The organism is Sphingobacterium sp. UBA3549, assembly GCF_002376635.1.
Lineage (GTDB): Bacteria > Bacteroidota > Bacteroidia > Sphingobacteriales > Sphingobacteriaceae > Sphingobacterium.
This window is the reverse complement of sequence record NZ_DFOE01000002.1, coordinates 290,727-308,010: the sequence shown is the minus strand read 5'-3', so window position 1 is coordinate 308,010 and position 17,284 is coordinate 290,727. Positions and strand designations below refer to the sequence as shown.

Sequence of the window (17,284 nt, the reverse complement as noted above, 5' to 3'; positions counted from 1 at the left end):
GCATTGACCTAAATAAGCAGTATTAAAATAACGATTATAAACAGAAGTGAAAACAAAATTTTCTTAAATCCCTAAATTATGAGAATGACGAGATTTATTATTTCTGTGCAACGAAAAAGAGCATTACAGTGTATTCTGCCCTTGCTCTTTTTGCTGGCAGCCCTGCAGTTGGCTTTTGCACAAGATAAATTGGTAAAGGGCCTGGTTTCGGATCCGAAGAGACAGCCCATTGAAGGGGTGACCGTATCTGTTAAGGGCGGCACCAAAAGTTCCATCACCGACCGAAGTGGTGCATTCGCCATCGAGGCGGGCAGTGGTGCCACACTGGTTTTTACCAATGTAGGTTACAAAACGACCGAAGTCAAAGTACCTGGCAGCGGAATGGTGCAGGTGACCCTGCAGGCTGACGATATTGCCATGGAGGAGGTAGTGGTCATCGGTTATGGTACCCAGCGTAAAGAGGCCGTCACTGGATCGGTGGCTTCGGTAAGTGGCGCCACCATGAACGAAGTGCCTGCCGCCAATATTAGCCGTGCCCTACAAGGACGTATTGCCGGAGTCAATATGCAGCAGAACTCGTCAAAACCGGGCTCGCCAATGCAGATTCGCATCCGGGGTACACGCTCGTTGACCGCAGATAACAATCCACTTATCGTACTCGATGGAATTCCATTTGCAGGCTCCATCTCCGACATTAATCCGGCAGACATTAAAAGTGTCGATGTGCTGAAAGATGCTTCGGCAACAGCCATCTACGGTTCGCGTGGTGCAAATGGTGTCATCCTGGTAACGACCAATAAAGGTCGTATGGGACAGGCGGCACAATTGGCCTATAACGGTTTCACGGGACTGCGCACCGTGTTTTCCAAATATCCGATGATGTCTGGTCCGGAATTTGCCGAAATGCGCCGCTATGTGGGACAATTTCAGAATACCCTCGATGAGTCGGACGATACCAATACCGATTGGCAAGATCTCTTTTACAAAAATGGAATGGTCAATAGCCACGATATCAGTGTCAACGGCGGAGCAGAGAAGGGCAACTACAATTTCGGAGCGGGTTACTTTCGCGACGAAGGCGTGGTACCCTTGCAGAACTATACCCGATACAATTTACGTGCAGCGCTGGACCAGCAGGTAGGTAAAATATTCAAATTTGGGTTTAACCTGAACCAGAGCTATAGTATCACCAATGGCAATAATCTGGGGCTTTTTGGTGTGCTCAGCGCGACACCGATTGCTAATCCTTTTAATGCGGACGGCAGCTTGAAGCCGCGAATCCAACAGCAGATTTCTGGACAACAATGGGTACATACCCGCCAATCCTACGAAGCACTGGGGGATAGTTACATCAACCAGCAGCGTGTGTTTGGTTCGTACAATAATATGTATGGCGAAATCCAGATTCCTGGCGTAGAAGGATTGACTTACCGCACCAATCTTGGACTCAATTTCCGCCAGAACAATGATGGAAGTTACACAGGGCAGGGAGTCTTTAGCGGTACGCCCGACAATGTGTCCACTGCTTCGGTCGCAAACGGCAGAACCGTACAGTGGGTCATGGAAAACCTCCTGACCTACGACCGCACCTTTGCGCAAAAACATAATCTAAACCTTGTGGCATTGTATTCGGCCGAACAGAATACAGGCAACAGTACGCTCATATCGGCACGCGATATTCCAATCGATGCCTTCCAGTTCTATAACCTTGGCCGTGCTCAGGGGGAGATTATCGTAGATCCCAATCAGCAGGGCTATGCCAAAAGTAGCCTGATGTCTTTAATGGGCCGCGCCATGTATACTTTCGACAACCGCTATATGCTAACGATGACCATGCGCCGCGACGGTTCTTCGCGCTTGGCGCCGGGGCACAAATGGCATACTTATCCAGCGATTTCAGCAGGTTGGAACGTTCACAACGAAAAGTTTATGTCGTCAGTATCCTGGGTAAATCAGCTTAAGCTGCGACTAGGCTATGGCGAGACCTCCAACCAGGCTGTCGATCCGTACAAAACGCTTGGGCTCCTGAGCACAAGACCGTATAATTTTGATACGCAATTCCTGACGGGTTATTACATGTCTGAATTACCTAACCCGATCTTGGGATGGGAGTTTTCCAAAACCTATAACTATGGTTTGGATTTCGGACTTTTCAAGAACAGGCTGAGCGGTACTTTCGAGTACTATGTTCAGAATACAGACAATATTCTGTTGCGTGTGGGGCTGCCACCGACCAACGGGGGAGGAAGTTATATGGCCAACATCGGAAAAACACAGAACAAAGGCTTTGAGCTTTCCCTCAATGGCGCGGTGATCGACAACGAAAGTGGCTGGAAATGGGATGTGGGGGTCAACCTGTATGCCAATCGCAATAAACTCGTTGAACTGACCTCTGGAAGTCAGCGTGATGAAGGCAACCAGTGGTTTGTAGGCCATCCAATAGACGTCATCTTTGACTATAAAAAGATTGGACTATGGCAACAGGATGATCCATACAGGGATATTCTTGAGCCAGGCGGCAATGTAGGGATGATCAAAGTGGAATATACCGGTGAGTACGACGAGAAGGGGGCACCAACACGTGCCATTGGTGCAGCAGACCGTCAGATCATTAATATTCAACCCAATTTTCTGGGAGGCTTCAACACGCGTCTGGCTTATAAAAATGTCGACCTGAATGTGGTGGGAACTTTCCAGAACGGCGGTACACTAATCAGTTCGCTCTATGGTAGCACCGGTTATCTAAACCAGCTGAATACCCGCTCAGGCAACAATGTGAGTGTAGAGTACTGGCGTGAAGACCGTACGGATGCCAAATATCCTAAGCCAGGAGGCATACAAAGTGGTGACAATCCCAAATATGGCAGTACCCTGGGCTATTTTGATGCCTCTTATTTAAAGGTGCGCACAATCAGCATGGGCTACAATTTTAAACAGAAATGGGTAGAACGCATGGGGATCGGCCGTCTGCGCGTATATGCGACGGTGGAAAACCCATTTGTTCTCTTCTCGCCCTACAATAAGGAGTCGGGCGGCGATCCAGAACCCAATTCTTATGGAGACGAAAATGTGGCCGTGGGTGGCCTGAGAAGAATCCTTGTGGTGGGGACCAATACGCCAGCAATGAGAAGTTATATTTTGGGATTAAATCTTTCATTTTAAAACATTCAGGCATGAAAACTTTCAATTCAAAACTTATTATAGGACTATGCGTCGGTTCACTCATGCTCGGCATGAACAGCTGCTCCAAATTTTTGGATGAACAGCCCAGGGGAATCTTTACACCGGGTGATTTTAAGACAGCAAATGGTATCAATAACAGTATCGTGGGACTTTATGCCCACCTGCGCAACATATATGGACAGGCGTATTATTACAATGCCTGTCTAACAGGGACAGATGAAGTGACATATGCTCAAAGCGCCGACGAGAATTTTCAGGTGATGGACTTTTCAGGTCTCAGTACCATGACAGCTGTAAATAGCCGGGCGGATGTGGCGTGGCAGGCCGCCCTGCCCAACATCAACATGGCTTCGGGCATCATCGAAAATGCACCAGCAGTAGGTACATCGCCGGCGATCATTGCCGAAGCGCATTTTTTTCGCGCATTTGACTATTTCCTGCTCGTGCAGACCTTTGGTGGCGTGCCGCTCGACCTGGGTGGAGGCGAACTCAAATATAGTACGTCTGTAGAGCGCAAATCAACACGCAATACCGTGGCTGAGGTGTATACCCGTGCCATCTTTCCTGATCTGCTGCAGGCGATCGGCGATTTGCCGGAAGCACCGCGCTTAAAAGGTGCTGCCACAAAAACTGTTGCCCGCTTGTATCTCGCAAAGGCCTACCTGACCTATGCCTGGTGGCTGGAAAATCCTAAAAATATACCCACTTATCCCGAAACCGCTCGCACGGATCCTGACGGTAAGACCAGTGCATGGTATTTCCAGCAGGCTTACGACATAGCGGTCGGCGCAATAGAAAATCCAGGACCTTTTGCTTTGCAGCCCACGTTCTATGACGTCAATGTCGGAACCAATGACCGGAACAACGAAATCTTGCTCTTTGCCGACCATACCGAGAGCAGTGAGCTGTACAATGGCGGAAGTCTCAGCTATGGAAGCGGCGGTGCACCGGATAACTTTGCGGGCTGGATGATGACCTGGAACTACCCTTCGTTGACGAGTTCGAAAACAACCGCCTGGGCGACAGCCGACCTCGTCAATTCGGTACAACGCGAGGCAGCACAAGCACTGGGACGTCCTTGGACACGGATGGCACCGACCATCAATGTGGTCACCGAAACCTTTGCTGATAAAACCAACGACTCGCGTTACGACGGCACCTTTACAACAGTATACCGGGGCAACTGGGATAAGGCCAATATTAGCAATCCTTCGTTGTTCAATGCCAACAATATGCCCGTCAAACCAAAAGAAGCGATCTTAACTTTCTTGAATGAAGAACCGCAGACGCCTATCAACTACGACAATAAAACCTATAAGAGTAGTATCGGCGCTGGAGTATTGCCAGGTCGTGCGGATTATGTGATCTCTCCAGAGGGCATCAGCCGCCGCGTTTATCCAGGGCTTTGGAAGTTGGGACCTTACCGCACGGACAACGGCAATGGTCTGGGGCAACCTAACGCGGGCAGCACCCGGCCGTTCAATATTGCCAAGTTCTCGGAGTTATATTTTATCGCTGCAGAAGCAGCGGTAAAAGGAGCTACGGCCAAAGCCGGCAAAAGTGCTCGGGATCTGGTCAATGTCATTCGCGGTCGTGCGGGGGTATGGCGTTGGGACAACAATGGAAACATGGCCAAGGAAGCCAACCATCGTGACGACATGATCGCAGCAACACCGGCGCAGATCACACTCAGCTACATCCTGGCAGAACGTTCCCGTGAGTATTATGGCGAGGGCTATCGCTGGTATGATCTGGTGCGTACGCAAACCTGGTCTGATATCGCCAAAACCTACCGCATTGCTGGTTCCAATGTTGGCGACCACACAGCGGCGACCTTTACCCGATCCATACAACCTTTTCATTATCTGCGACCTATTCCGCAGGGACAGCTGGATGCTATGGACATGTCGGCAGCTGAAAAAGCAGCTTATCAAAATCCCGGTTATAATTAATGGGCGTGCTGCTCCTGCCATCCGCGTAGGATGGCAGGAGCAATGCCTCTGTCGCTATACTATTCCATCGCATGAAAATAAAAAGAAGACGATTTTGTGTTGTTCTGCTATCGTTAGCATTACTCTTCTGTGCCGGAGTTTCTTCCGCAGCGATACGGCTTCCCGCACTGATTGCGGATCGCATGGTATTGCAGCGTGATACGGAACTTAAAATTTGGGGATGGGCAGACCCTGGTGAAAAAATAACAGTACGTTTCCGGGATAAAAACTATCTGACGGAGACGGATGCTACAGGCAACTGGGCTGTTAGGCTACCCGCACAAAAGGCGGGTGGTCCTTATATGCTACAGGTTAATGAAATTACCGTCCGGGATATCTTGATTGGCGACGTGTGGCTCTGCTCGGGACAATCCAATATGGAAACGCCAATCGCGCGGCTGGTCGAACGGTTTCCGGAGATTAACGCATCCAACAACCATATGATCCGTTATTTTAAGGTGCCAACACAGCGCGCGCTAGAAAACCGAAGCGAAATTGCCAGTGGTGGGCGATGGTGCTCCGCGGTAGCTTCGGAAGTCATGAATTGGACCGCACTGGCTTATTTCTATGCGCAGCAGAGCTATGCACATAACGGCGTACCCGTCGGTATGCTTGTCTCCAGCCTCGGCGGATCTACCATCGAAAGCTGGATCAGCCAAGAGCAGTTAAAGGAATTTCCGAAGCTGCTGCTTGACCGTCCAGCGCTGGACAGTATGCGCTTCGCCGAACGTGACCAAGGTATCAACGATTGGGTAAAACCCGAATTGGACGATAGCAATTGGCCCACCTTTACGGTACCGGGCTTGTGGCGCGAGCAGCAAGTGGATAGCAAGGGAGTACTGTATTTCAGAAAGTCGTTTGAGTTGCCCGCCGAACTATCAGGTCGATACGGAATGCTCTATTTAGGCACCATGATCGACAGCGATTCGGTATTTGTGAACGGACGTTTTGTGGGAGCCACAGGCTATATGTATCCACCCCGTAAGTATGCTGTGCCAGCGGGCATTTTACGTGAAGGTTCAAATATGGTTACGATACGCCTTCGGTCAAATAATGGGAATGGCGGGTTTGTAGCAGGCAAGTCCTATAAACTGGTTGTAAATGATAAGGAAATCAATTTGGCAGGGCAATGGAAATACCGGGTCGGAGTGGATCTGGAGTTATCCAAAAGTTATCGCGCGCGACTTAAAAATAAAAATGAAGTCGGGTCAACGCTCTATCAGGGTATGATCTACCCATTGAAGGATGTGGAAGTGACTGGGGTTATCTGGTATCAGGGCGAAGCCAATTCAGATGCGCCCCAGGATTACGAACAGTACCTTAAGCTGCTGATAAAAGACTGGCGGCTCACACTAAATCGGCCTCAGCTGCCCTTTTTGCTCGTACAGTTGCCCAACTACATGCGCCAGCAACAACGTCCGTCTGAATCGGGGTGGGCGAGCATACGGGAGGCACAGTTTAAAGTAGCGAAAGAGGTTCCCTATACGGCGCTAACAGTCAACTACGATATTGGTGAATGGAATGATATCCATCCTTTAAATAAAAAAGACCTTGCTGCACGGCTACTGCTAGCTGCCCGCAAGTTGGTGTATGGTGAAAAATTGGTCAGCGCAGGACCATCTTATCAGCGTATGGAAGTCAAAGGGAACAAAATCGTAATCTTTTTTACCAACGTCGGAAGTGGTTTAGCGATCCGAGATGGCAAGGTGCTAAAACATTTTGCTCTTGCGGGACAGAACCGCCAATTTAGATGGGCAAATGCGGTTATTAGCGGCAATACAGTCGTTGTTAGCCATCCGGATATATCCCATCCAGTAGCCGTACGTTATGCATGGGCTGATAATCCAGCCGATGCGAACCTCGTAAACAAAGAAGATTTGTTGGCTTCCCCATTTAGAACAGATAATTGGTGAGCCATACCTGAGCTAACGGGTAAGCCGTACCTAAGCCCGGATGACGTTATACAGAAGGAATTGATTCGTTGTGCAGCGCATGGTACATTAAAAAGGAAGACTGACCCGTGTATGGGCCAGTCTTTCTTTTTAATAACTTTGGATTTAGATATCACGCATAATTCTAATATTTTCATGCGCTTCCCGCTGCTGGCTGAGTTGAATCTGAATCAGATTTTTAGCACCCACAGATAACTTATCCGCTTCCTCGAGTGCTTTGGTATAGACCTCGCTGAAAGCAGCTTCCCCACGCTCGCATTGCTGCAATAAATCCTGTAAATCACCGCGCGACAGTTTTGATTTAATCACCATCCATAGCCGAAAAAGTTCGCCGCTCAATTTGGTGCGGTCCGTCGCATATTGACCGGCAAGCTCAACCAAAGGAGTGAGTTCAGCGATAAACTTTTCGGACTGCGCAATACGTTCTTTGAACACAGCCTCATGGGCACCTTCGCCCTGCTCATTAGCTAAGTCAATGGCAAGCTCGTAACCTTCGATGCGGTCATTGTTGATTTTAATAAGGTCATTTAAAATATTAGGGTCGTTCTGATTACTTTTCATTTTTTCCTTTATGCTTTTTGTTTTCCGTTATACTGTTTTTCTTCCTGTGCTGTCTCCCTTCACATGCTATCGTCTTTCCTATGCTGTCTTCCTTCCCATGCTATCGTCTTTCCTATGCTGTCTCCCTTTCCATGCTGCTTTCTTTCCCATGCTGTCTTCCTTCCCATACTATTTGTAAAGAGGAACACGAAAGATTAATCATTAGTTTGTCTTTATTTCTTTAATGATAATAAAAAAAGTGTTAGTACTTGATTTTGAGTGATTTTAATTCGAATGATAGTCGTCGATCCGTATGCTAACCCTGTATAAAGGCGTAGGATATGCAAAATTTTCTCATAAAAACAAACGTTCTGCCTCGTTAAAGGGTTTATTTCTTAAAAACACTAAATACAATGGATGTAAAAAAGGAAAAGAAAAGCAAGCTACAGACGTATTGGACGATATTAAAAAATACCGTATCCGGATTTACGAATGAAGACTCGATGAAATATAGTGCGTCTCTATCGTACTACACCGTTTTTTCCATCGGCCCAATCTTGGTTTTGATGATTTCATTGGCAGGAATATTCTATGGAGCCGAAGCAATTCAGGGAAAAGTCTTTGACGAACTAAATGGATTGGTAGGCAACAATGCCGCTAAACAGATCGAAGAGGTCATCCAAAACCTCCAATTATCGGGCAAGTCAAACATGGCACTGGTCATCAGTATTGTTACCTTAATTATCGGTGCCACGACTGTTTTTGGCGATATGCAAAATTCCATTAATAAAATATGGCACGTGCGGCCAAAACCCAAGAAAGGATGGTTAAAAATGATTCAGGATCGATTGCTGTCATCGTCGCTTGTGATCGGACTGGGCTTTTTATTGGTCGTCACATTGATTATCAATGGAATAATTTTGGCCTTAACGGGGCAGTTGCAACGCTATTTTCCAGATATCACTGTTGTGTTGATGAATGTAATCAATTTTGCCATTTCCTTTATCGTCATTGTTGTGCTCTTTAGCGTTATTTTTAAAACCTTGCCGGATGTAAAGATCCAATGGAAGACCGTGCGCGCAGGGGCTTTGTTTACGGCCATTTTATTTGTCATCGGTCGCTACCTGATCGGAATCTATTTGGAACGATCAGCGACTCAGGATACCTATGGCGCGGCTGGTTCATTTGTGCTTATTCTGCTTTGGGTGTATTATACGGCGGCAATTCTTTATTTTGGGGCGATCTTTACGCGGGAATATGCGACAGAGATGGCTATCCCCATAGAACCTTCTGAATTTGCGGTACATGTCGAGACACAGGAGATCGAACGCAATGTCGATGAGATCCCACCAGCACCGCTGGATGCAGAGGAAACGACAATCGATACAACGGAGTAAAAGAGCGGGAATATTTTTAACATTTGATAACATTTTTTTTAAAACGATTGTAGCTGTAGGCTGTTATATCTATAAAAAACGAAAGGAAAATATTATGAGTGAATTAACATGGAAAGGTCGTTGGAACGAAATTAAAGGTAAGGTAAAACAGCAATATGCAGATCTTACAGATGATGATTTACTATACGCAGAGGGTAAAGAAGATGAATTGGTAGGTAAACTTCAAAAGAAAACAGGAAAAACACAAGATGAGGTTAATAGCTGGTTGAACGGTTTGTAGAATAGTGTTTTTATGGTAAAGGCGGATAACAGCAATGTTATCCGCCTTTTTTATGGACACTTTTTTTAAAAAGCATAACTGCTTTAAAGACTTCAGTTCACGAGAACTGCGAAACTGTTGGAATAGATCGTAGTGCTAAAGTCCTACAATAAGCGTCCGCAGCATCAAGGGCGAAAGATCGTCCGCATTCTTTTCCTTCGAAACCCTGATTAGCTGCGGTAGCATAGAAATTACGTTTTATAGCACTCAGCTGCTTGAAACAATCCCACATCCCTTAGAACGGGTAACCGATCGCAAGGTTAAACATCAAATTGTCTTTACGCCATCTGGAACTTCCAAAGTCGATATCCTTTAACACCCAGCGCTCACCCTTCGGTAAGTAAGGAACGCGGAGTGGAATAGAAAAGTCGGTACGCAGGATCAGGAAGGTAAAGTCGAAACGTAATCCTAGTCCACCGCCCACAGCAAGCTCCTGGAGAAAATCTTTACTAAATTTTCCTCCCGGTTTGGTCTCATCTTCACGCTGAAGCCATACATTCCCAGCGTCAATAAAGGCTGCCCAATGTATTGGGCCAGTAATTTTTGCGCGGTATTCGGTATTGAGCTCCAGTTTGATATCACCCGTCTGATCGGCGTAAAAAAGGCCGTTACCAAGACGTTCTGGTGCCACAGTACCCGGTCCGATTGCACGCGCACCAAAGGCACGGATGCTATTTGGTCCGCCCACATAATATTGTTTCAAATAGGGGAGGGAACGCGAATTGCCATACGAGTAGCTCATCCCGATACTTACCCGCGAGGCAAGCTGTGAATTTTCGCTAAGCTTGAAATAATGCCTGCCGTCAACACTTGCTTTGATATATTGTGAGAAGTAGGCGTCGAAGAGTTTAAAGGTTTTGCCCTTATTGAAGTCCGCACCTTTAATAAGCCCCAGAATATTGCCCGAAAAGTCCAGATTTCCCTTAAAATAAAAGGTGTTCTGTAGATGTTTTTTCATGGTATTCTGAAAGGTGAAATTATAGTTGGGACCAATGGTAAATTGGGGGTCTATCACATGGCGTAGCGCGGGAATGGTATCCATCTGATTTTTGTAGCTTTCTGAAATACCCCGCGGTTGCACATAGGTAATTTCCATCAATGCCAGATCATGCTGTTTCTCTTCGTTCTCCTGCCAGGTATATCCATAGTCCAAAGCAATGGAATTGAGGGTATAGGCTTTTCTCCGATTTAAAAATTCGTAACGTGCTTTGATATAGGTATTCGGAATAAATTGGCGCGACGGATTGATGGTGCCAAATGGCGTTAGTATGCGGGGGAAAGTCAGCGTAGCCTCGGTACCGTAGCGGAAATAGCTGGAGTTGAGATCAGCATTGCCACCCGTCTGTAATTCGTAACCGCCGAATACATTGATATTAAGCTTTTCGGCACCTTTAAAGGCGTTACGCAAGGTCCAGTTGACATTGACTTCGGTCCCGTTGTACACGCTGGCCATTTTGCCCAGTAGCTCTACCCGGATGGACTTCTTGGGCAGCGGTGTAAGGTAATAGTAAACATCCAGCGCATTGGGCACCTCTTTGCTATCGACAAAGTTGTTTTTAACAAATTTCCAGCTATTCAGGTTCACGAGATGGCTGATGGTCCTGTTGTGGTTATCCCGGTTATACAGATCGCCCTCTTTGAAAAAGATGTGATTTGCAATAACGGGTTTGCGAAAGGTATGATTTGGATCGATAAAATAATAACTGCTGTCGAATAATTCAGCATTTCTGGCCGAACGTTGGTATCCCGTCCCGGTCTCGTTATAGTTGGGGTAGATATAAATCTTGTTAATCTTGGAAGGGATCCGCGCCTGTTCAGGCGTTTCCTTTTTGACCGTCACATAGAGGTTGACTTTGTGGTCGCCGATTGTACTGTCTACCTGCACGAGGATGTAGTCTGGACTAAAGTAATAATAGCCTTTGTTTTTCAATACATTGTCGATGCGATCCCTTTCATTGAGCACCACGTCAAGACTATAGTTGTTATTGACCCGCAAGAGGCTCGCGCTTGAGGTCTCCCGAATATCGCGGCCGAGTTGGGTTGTGCTGTCGACGTCGAAAGTGACGGATTTTATGCGGTAAATCAAATTAGGGGTGGCGGTATAGTCTACCGTAGCTTTTTTATTTTCGACGATGGTGTCTGAGGTGACTTCTGCATTGAAAAAACCAATATTCTCCAGTCTATTGCGGAGAAGATTCTCATTGTATTCTCGGTTTACATCGCTTAGCAGCACCGGTTCTTCGCCGATCTTTTTGAGAAATCGTTTGATAAAATTGCTTTGGGCTGTATCACCGGCCATGTTATTGAAATAAAGCTTGTATGGCATTCCCAATACCCGCTTATTGGGCTTGGGGCGAAGCGACTCCGCTAAATAGGTCGCCAGCTTTTCTTTGTTTTTCTTTGAAATGGTATCCGATGCTATCTTGACATTCCCTTTGACATATAAACTCTCACCTTCAGGCAGGTTCTTGGTCGAAGAACAAGCAGCAATTAGTCCCCCTATTGTCACTAAGGCCATAAGCCATTGTAATTTAATTTGCATGGTAAGCCCTTTCCTCATCTTCATTTTTAATCGCTGTAGTTTTAATCGTATCTAAATGTTTCGGCGCATTATTTTTTTGCGTCCTATTTGTTGTGCTATCCACCTCCTGGCGGCGTTGCTGTTCTTTTTTCTGCTCTTCAATCCGTTTGCGGTATTCTGGGCTATGAAGCATTAGACTGTCGCGTATCACTGTTCTAACACTATCGCGATAAGCCGAATCCTGCTCCATACGGTCCACATCAAAGCGTTTCCTAAACTTCTTGCTGCCGGTATCGTAGAATTCCTTCAATTTTTTGGAGCGCATAAAGATCTCCTTAAATCTGTTGTAGTCCATGTTGATAATGAACCCGATTCCGGTTTCAACAAATTGCCCCTGTAGGGTAACTTGATACTGATTTTTACGGTAGAAGCGCGCAAAGTAGCGTCCATCTTGGGAGAGTTGGTAATCCAGTTGAATATCACCTGCGATGTTATTGGAAGCCTCCCCGGGACGGGAATTTCCTTCTACCTCAAAATTAGATCCGATGCTGACTTTCAGGCGGTCGTTGAGTAACATCTTGGAAACGCCAATGTTGAGGTCGGTACGTGTCTGTGCCGCGCCCGTGCTGTAATCGTCTTCCGACGTAAGGTTGAAATCGAGCTCCACCCCTGTAATCAGATCCGAAGCGAGTCGGTTTAGCTGAGCACTCAAAAACGAACTGACGCTATTCCGTACCAGTGCTTCTGTACCACCACCGCCAGAAAGGCTTTCAAATGGATTGGCTGACATAAACCTACCTAGTACAATCAGCGAGAATACTTGTTTGTTAAGATCAGATGGGTTATCGCGCAATGTCGTCAGAGCGTTGTCCACCTTACTGATAACATCCTGCGATACAATGGCATTATTGGCATTTAGATCGATATCAAAGTTGAGCTGTGGTTGAAACAATTGATCCGAGATCTTCAACAGCACGTCGAATGGAATCTTTTGTTTATATAAGTTAGCATTTTGGGTACCGAGCTGTGGCGCAACCAATTCTAACGTTGGCGCCTTCAACGTGTATACGGCCGTTATGTTTAGCTGTGCGTCCAAAGGATCGCCATTCCAGGTTATTGTGCTTCCTTTTTGAAAGGTAAAGTCTCTACTGACAGGTCCAAAGCTGAATGAATAACTTCCTTTCTCCACGGTAAATGTACCTGACATCGTAATTTTACCGCTTGCATCCACCCCGGCATTCAGTTCGGCTTCCCCTTGAATGTTGAGGGCGTCCTGAGAACCTGCGTCGAGCAAAATCTTAAACTTGGCATCCTTATCGGTCTGTAGATTGAGGTCGACGTCTATTCCAGTGAGTTTCGTGACGGTCATGGAATCTAGTCGGGCAAGTGCATTCGCCGTTGCGGTATCGCGTTTGTCCACAAATTCAACCACCCCTTTCCGGTCGGCCATCCCAGGCTCATTGTTGGGCATCACCAGCGTAAAATCGGTGCTATCGAGTACCTTGATGGTACCATCCACAATGGGTTTGTCCAGATTTCCGCCGATTTGCAGATTGGTGCCAAGATACATTTTTCCATAAAACATATCGTTGTCCGCTTGCGTGGAATTTAGTACTTCAAAGTTGTCCATAGCGATGTTGAGGTCAAAGTCAAAATCGGTGTAGGTCTGTGTACGGATCGAACCACTAACCTGAGCCATATTCCCTTTGCTATCTTCCAGCTCGAAATTTGGGAAGGATATACCGTTTTGGTCAAAACGGATCTGTTCATCTTTTGCTTTAAAAAGTGAATTGAGCATCGCAACATTGAACTCGGCATCCCTAAAATTAAGGTCGCCCCTGATCTGTGGTTTTGAAGGCGAGCCCGTTATTTTTAGCTGACCTTCGAGATTACCCTTGGCGTCTTTCAGGTTACCCATACTAAAGGCCTGTACGGTCTTCATGGTTAGAGGTGCGACATCCAGAGTAAAGTCAAGCGTGGCATCACCCTGGGGTGGATTGATAAAGTCTCCACTCAGAACGAGATTATTTCCGTTTTCAGTAATGCTCACATTGGCATTGTAGGTGTTTTCACGTGCATTATTGACTTTGATATTAATATTGCCAACGGTATCTTTTCCGAAGTAAAACTTATCTACCACAAGATCTGCAACAAACACAGGACTACTTTCCAGTCGTGATAGTGTGGTTTGTCCGTTAATACCGCCGCCCACATCGAGACTGTCGCTCATCACCATTTTGGTCAGCGTCTCGATACGGAAATTGTTGAACGCTACATTTAGCGGTGAATTGAATAGGCTATCCTGGGAAGCAATGCGCAATTCTTGGCCCTTGTTACGCAGTACAAAATTGTTGGCCAATAGGCCGGCGCTACCAAATTTCAGCGTATTGTTGGGGGCTACATCCCACTTATCGTAGTTGAGCATCAAGCCGTCCTGCAGCAGACTGAATTCAAATAGTCCATTTCGCGCCTGCATGTCTGCCCCAACGTGATATTGCTCTTTATCTTGTTTATCTTTGATCCACAGCCCCATATTAATCCTATTTTGAGCTACCTTTCCGCTGAAAACCGTATTGGTCAGCTCGATACTGCTGACTTTAACCTTGTTGATGAGTGCCGAATAATAGAGTGCACTATCGAGACTATTGATATCCAGGGTTACATTGTTTATTTCTGTACCGCCATAAACAATGCGCGGTGCATCCAACTTGGCTGACAGGTTTTTGGACGCACTGTTAAACAGGCCGTCCAAACTGATAGCTTTCATTTCAGTGAGTTCTGGAAGAAAATCCTGAATCAGTCTATTTCGGGTCAGCTGCGCCGAAAATTCGATGAGCTGCGGCGAGTATGGGGGAATCGAAACGGGTTTTTCTGGTTTATAATAGACCTGCAGAAGATCCTGTACGGCACTTTGCAGTTCCAGAATTTTGTATTTGCCAACCAGGTGGGCATTCAAAAAATCAGATTTTAAGATCAGCTGGTTGCGGCTCGTATCGGCCTTGGCGAGTAACGATACAGAGTCCAGCGCATAACGATCGTTGTTGTATCGAATCAGCGAATTGGTAATATGTGCTTCACCGTTGAGGAAGTTTGGATCAGCAGTAGCAAAATTACCGCTTAGCTTACCCCGGTAGCTGATAGCATCCGGCATTAAATTTAACTTTTGCAGATTGATGCTGTCGACCAGTAGTTCAAAGGCCACTTTGGGATACTTAGCCCTTGTATTTGCCGTAGCATTTAGTTTCAGTTTGATATTTGGGTCGGGACTTAAAACGGATGCTTTGATAGCACCTTTATCTGCGGAAAGTTTCATGCCGATATCGTGATAGCGGTAACCCATGGCATCGAGCCGGTTTACTTTACCGTCAAAGTTTGCCATAAGTCTTTTGGGGTCGGTTCCCCTTCCTTTGATTTTTCCTTCAAATGAGAGAATGCCCAAGGTACTGTCCATCTGCATGATCTGACCGATGTTGAAGTCGCGGACGCTGACTGCGGCATCGTAGCTGGTATCTTGTTTAGTCATATGGACCTTTCCATCGAGTTTGGCAGTTCCTTTTTCGGTTACCAATGCAAGTTTGGTGTTAAAGGCATTCATTCCGCCCTTAAATGTGCCGTTTAGGCCGATGGTGTTGGGTAGTTCGATACCACTCGGCAGCATGGACTTAGCAACCAGTTTTTCAATATCCGAACGGCCTGTCGTCAGTTTTTTCAAATTGAGGTCTACCGATAATTTGTTCATGTCGGGAAGCCCCTTTAGATGAAGGCTGGCGATCAGACGCGTATTTGATAACGTTTGAAAATCGATTGTAGGGATATGAAGATCATCTACACGACCAATAACGCGGGTGTCGATATAAAATTTCTTGTCGAGCAGCGGCTTCATCACCTGCATGGTATCGAGGAAGGGTGCGAAAAGCCGGATATCCCGCATATCGATATGGCTTTTGTTAATATTGGCATTCACCGTGATCAGTTCTGGTTTTTTGGCAATCAGATCTAGTGAAGGGTAACTGATTTTGAAGTAGTCCCGTATGAGTGTCCTTGGCGTTTCCGCATATAGGTTTTTGATTTCGGCACCGGTATTGGTATAGTTGAAATCGGCTTTCAGCTGCTTGATAACGAAGCCAGAATGGTCAGAAGCTACGAGCTCTTTCAATGATCCGCTGATGGAATCGGCGCTATAGTATAGATCAGTCAGTTGCGTTTTAAGACCCGGCATGTGGATGTTAAAATAATCGAAACCTTTCATGCGGGGCTGGTTGTCATCTTTGAAACGAATATTGGTGTTATTAATGCGGATGTCTTTGGCCGAGACCACCCAATTCATTTTTCCAGCCGCACTTGAATCTGTTTGAGCAGCATCGGCTTTTGTCGGATTAGCTTTTCCTTCTTCGGACAACGCTTTTTGAATTTTTCCCAGCAGGACATTGTTGTCCGACCCGTCTAGATCAAGCTTTTGAATATCCACAAACTCTTTGTTCAGATCAATTTTATTGAGGTCGGCATGGAAGCTTTTTATCTTAAATTCGGATTTAAGTGCGCTGGCCTGATCTTCATATCGGACCAGAATATTTTTGAGGTCTGCCACTTGGATGCCGACATCGGGGAGGAGGGACGTCGTCTGCGCGGTTTTATCGCTGATCCCAAAGTCTTCAACAGAAGGGCCCGAGCCATCTACGGCGGGTTTCCATTGCCTAACAGTGGCATTTAATCCGTCGATATGAATTTTTGGCAGCTCAAAGGCCATGTTGTTCGTGAGGTCAAACTTCTTTATATTGGTGTTTAAACTGCCTAGATAGACGTCAGCACCGGTACCGATTACTTCGTCGGTATAGACCACATGTATTTTTGAAAATTTAATTTTATCGAGGTTAAACAACAGGGCGGATGTGGTATCAACAGTAGGTTGACTTTCTTTTTCAGACGCAAAAGCCTTAACGATATAATCGAAATTAAAGGCGCTGTCGGGTAAAGTACGTTGTATTTTGGCCGTAATACCCTCAGCTTCCAAACTTTGGATCTCTACCGTATTTTTCAGTAGTTTTAGCATATTGATATCCACCGCAATGCTCTTTCCAGCAACTAAAGTGTCCTTACTCTGATCTTCGAGATAGATGTTTTCCAAGACCAGTTTTTTGGGAAAATCAATATTGATATAGCCAATTCTAACGGGGGTGCCAATTTTGCCTTCAACATAATGGGTTACTTTTCCGGCAATATAATTCTGTATCGAGGGAAGACGCAGCAAAAAGATAATTAGAATGAAGAGTCCAATGATTCCGCCAATAATCCACAATAGCGTTTTTAAAGCAATTCGGGTAAATCTGTTCAATGTGTTTTCTGATTTAAGTTTACACATAAGACAACACAACCCTGCAAAT

The 17,284-nt window shown here is 46.0% G+C and carries 8 protein-coding genes; 5 read left to right on the top strand and 3 right to left on the bottom strand.

Annotated features, from left to right (window positions below; genetic code table 11):
* The first annotated feature begins 78 nt into the window (after positions 1–78).
* The 3 genes from B2W36_RS02075 to B2W36_RS02065 all read left to right on the top strand — a co-directional run bounded on the left by B2W36_RS02075 (position 79) and on the right by B2W36_RS02065 (position 7,087).
* Positions 79–3,162 (top strand): SusC/RagA family TonB-linked outer membrane protein, encoded by a 3,084-nt coding sequence (locus tag B2W36_RS02075; protein ID WP_293886291.1) that lies wholly within the window; start codon positions 79–81, stop codon positions 3,160–3,162.
* A gap of 11 nt (positions 3,163–3,173) precedes the next feature.
* Positions 3,174–5,135, top strand: a complete 1,962-nt coding sequence (locus tag B2W36_RS02070) for a RagB/SusD family nutrient uptake outer membrane protein (protein ID WP_293886290.1) — start codon at positions 3,174–3,176, stop codon at positions 5,133–5,135.
* Positions 5,136–5,206: 71 nt separating this feature from the next.
* Positions 5,207–7,087, top strand: coding sequence for a sialate O-acetylesterase (locus tag B2W36_RS02065; RefSeq protein WP_293886289.1), 1,881 nt, complete (start codon positions 5,207–5,209; stop codon positions 7,085–7,087).
* Between the two features lie 144 nt (positions 7,088–7,231).
* On the opposite strand, the gene B2W36_RS02060 is transcribed toward B2W36_RS02065, so the two are convergent.
* Positions 7,232–7,687, bottom strand: coding sequence for a PA2169 family four-helix-bundle protein (locus B2W36_RS02060; RefSeq protein WP_209575067.1), 456 nt, complete (start codon positions 7,685–7,687; stop codon positions 7,232–7,234).
* Positions 7,688–8,079: 392 nt separating this feature from the next.
* Here B2W36_RS02060 and B2W36_RS02055 point away from each other — a divergent pair, with 392 nt between their 5' ends.
* Together B2W36_RS02055 and B2W36_RS02050 are read left to right on the top strand one after the other, a co-directional pair.
* Complete coding sequence (locus B2W36_RS02055) at positions 8,080–9,063, top strand: YihY/virulence factor BrkB family protein (protein WP_209575065.1); 984 nt, start codon at positions 8,080–8,082, stop codon at positions 9,061–9,063.
* Positions 9,064–9,157: 94 nt separating this feature from the next.
* Positions 9,158–9,343: a CsbD family protein gene (locus B2W36_RS02050; RefSeq protein WP_046675215.1), complete on the top strand. Its 186-nt coding sequence runs from the start codon at positions 9,158–9,160 to the stop codon at positions 9,341–9,343.
* 274 nt (positions 9,344–9,617) lie between these two features.
* On the opposite strand, the gene B2W36_RS02045 is transcribed toward B2W36_RS02050, so the two are convergent.
* Complete coding sequence (locus tag B2W36_RS02045; RefSeq protein WP_293886288.1) at positions 9,618–11,948, bottom strand: BamA/TamA family outer membrane protein; 2,331 nt, start codon at positions 11,946–11,948, stop codon at positions 9,618–9,620.
* Entirely contained in the window at positions 11,914–17,235 is a 5,322-nt protein-coding gene (locus B2W36_RS02040) for a translocation/assembly module TamB domain-containing protein (protein ID WP_293886287.1), read from the bottom strand. The genes B2W36_RS02045 and B2W36_RS02040 overlap by 35 nt, the downstream gene beginning before the upstream one ends.
* Between the last annotated feature and the right edge of the window lie 49 nt (positions 17,236–17,284).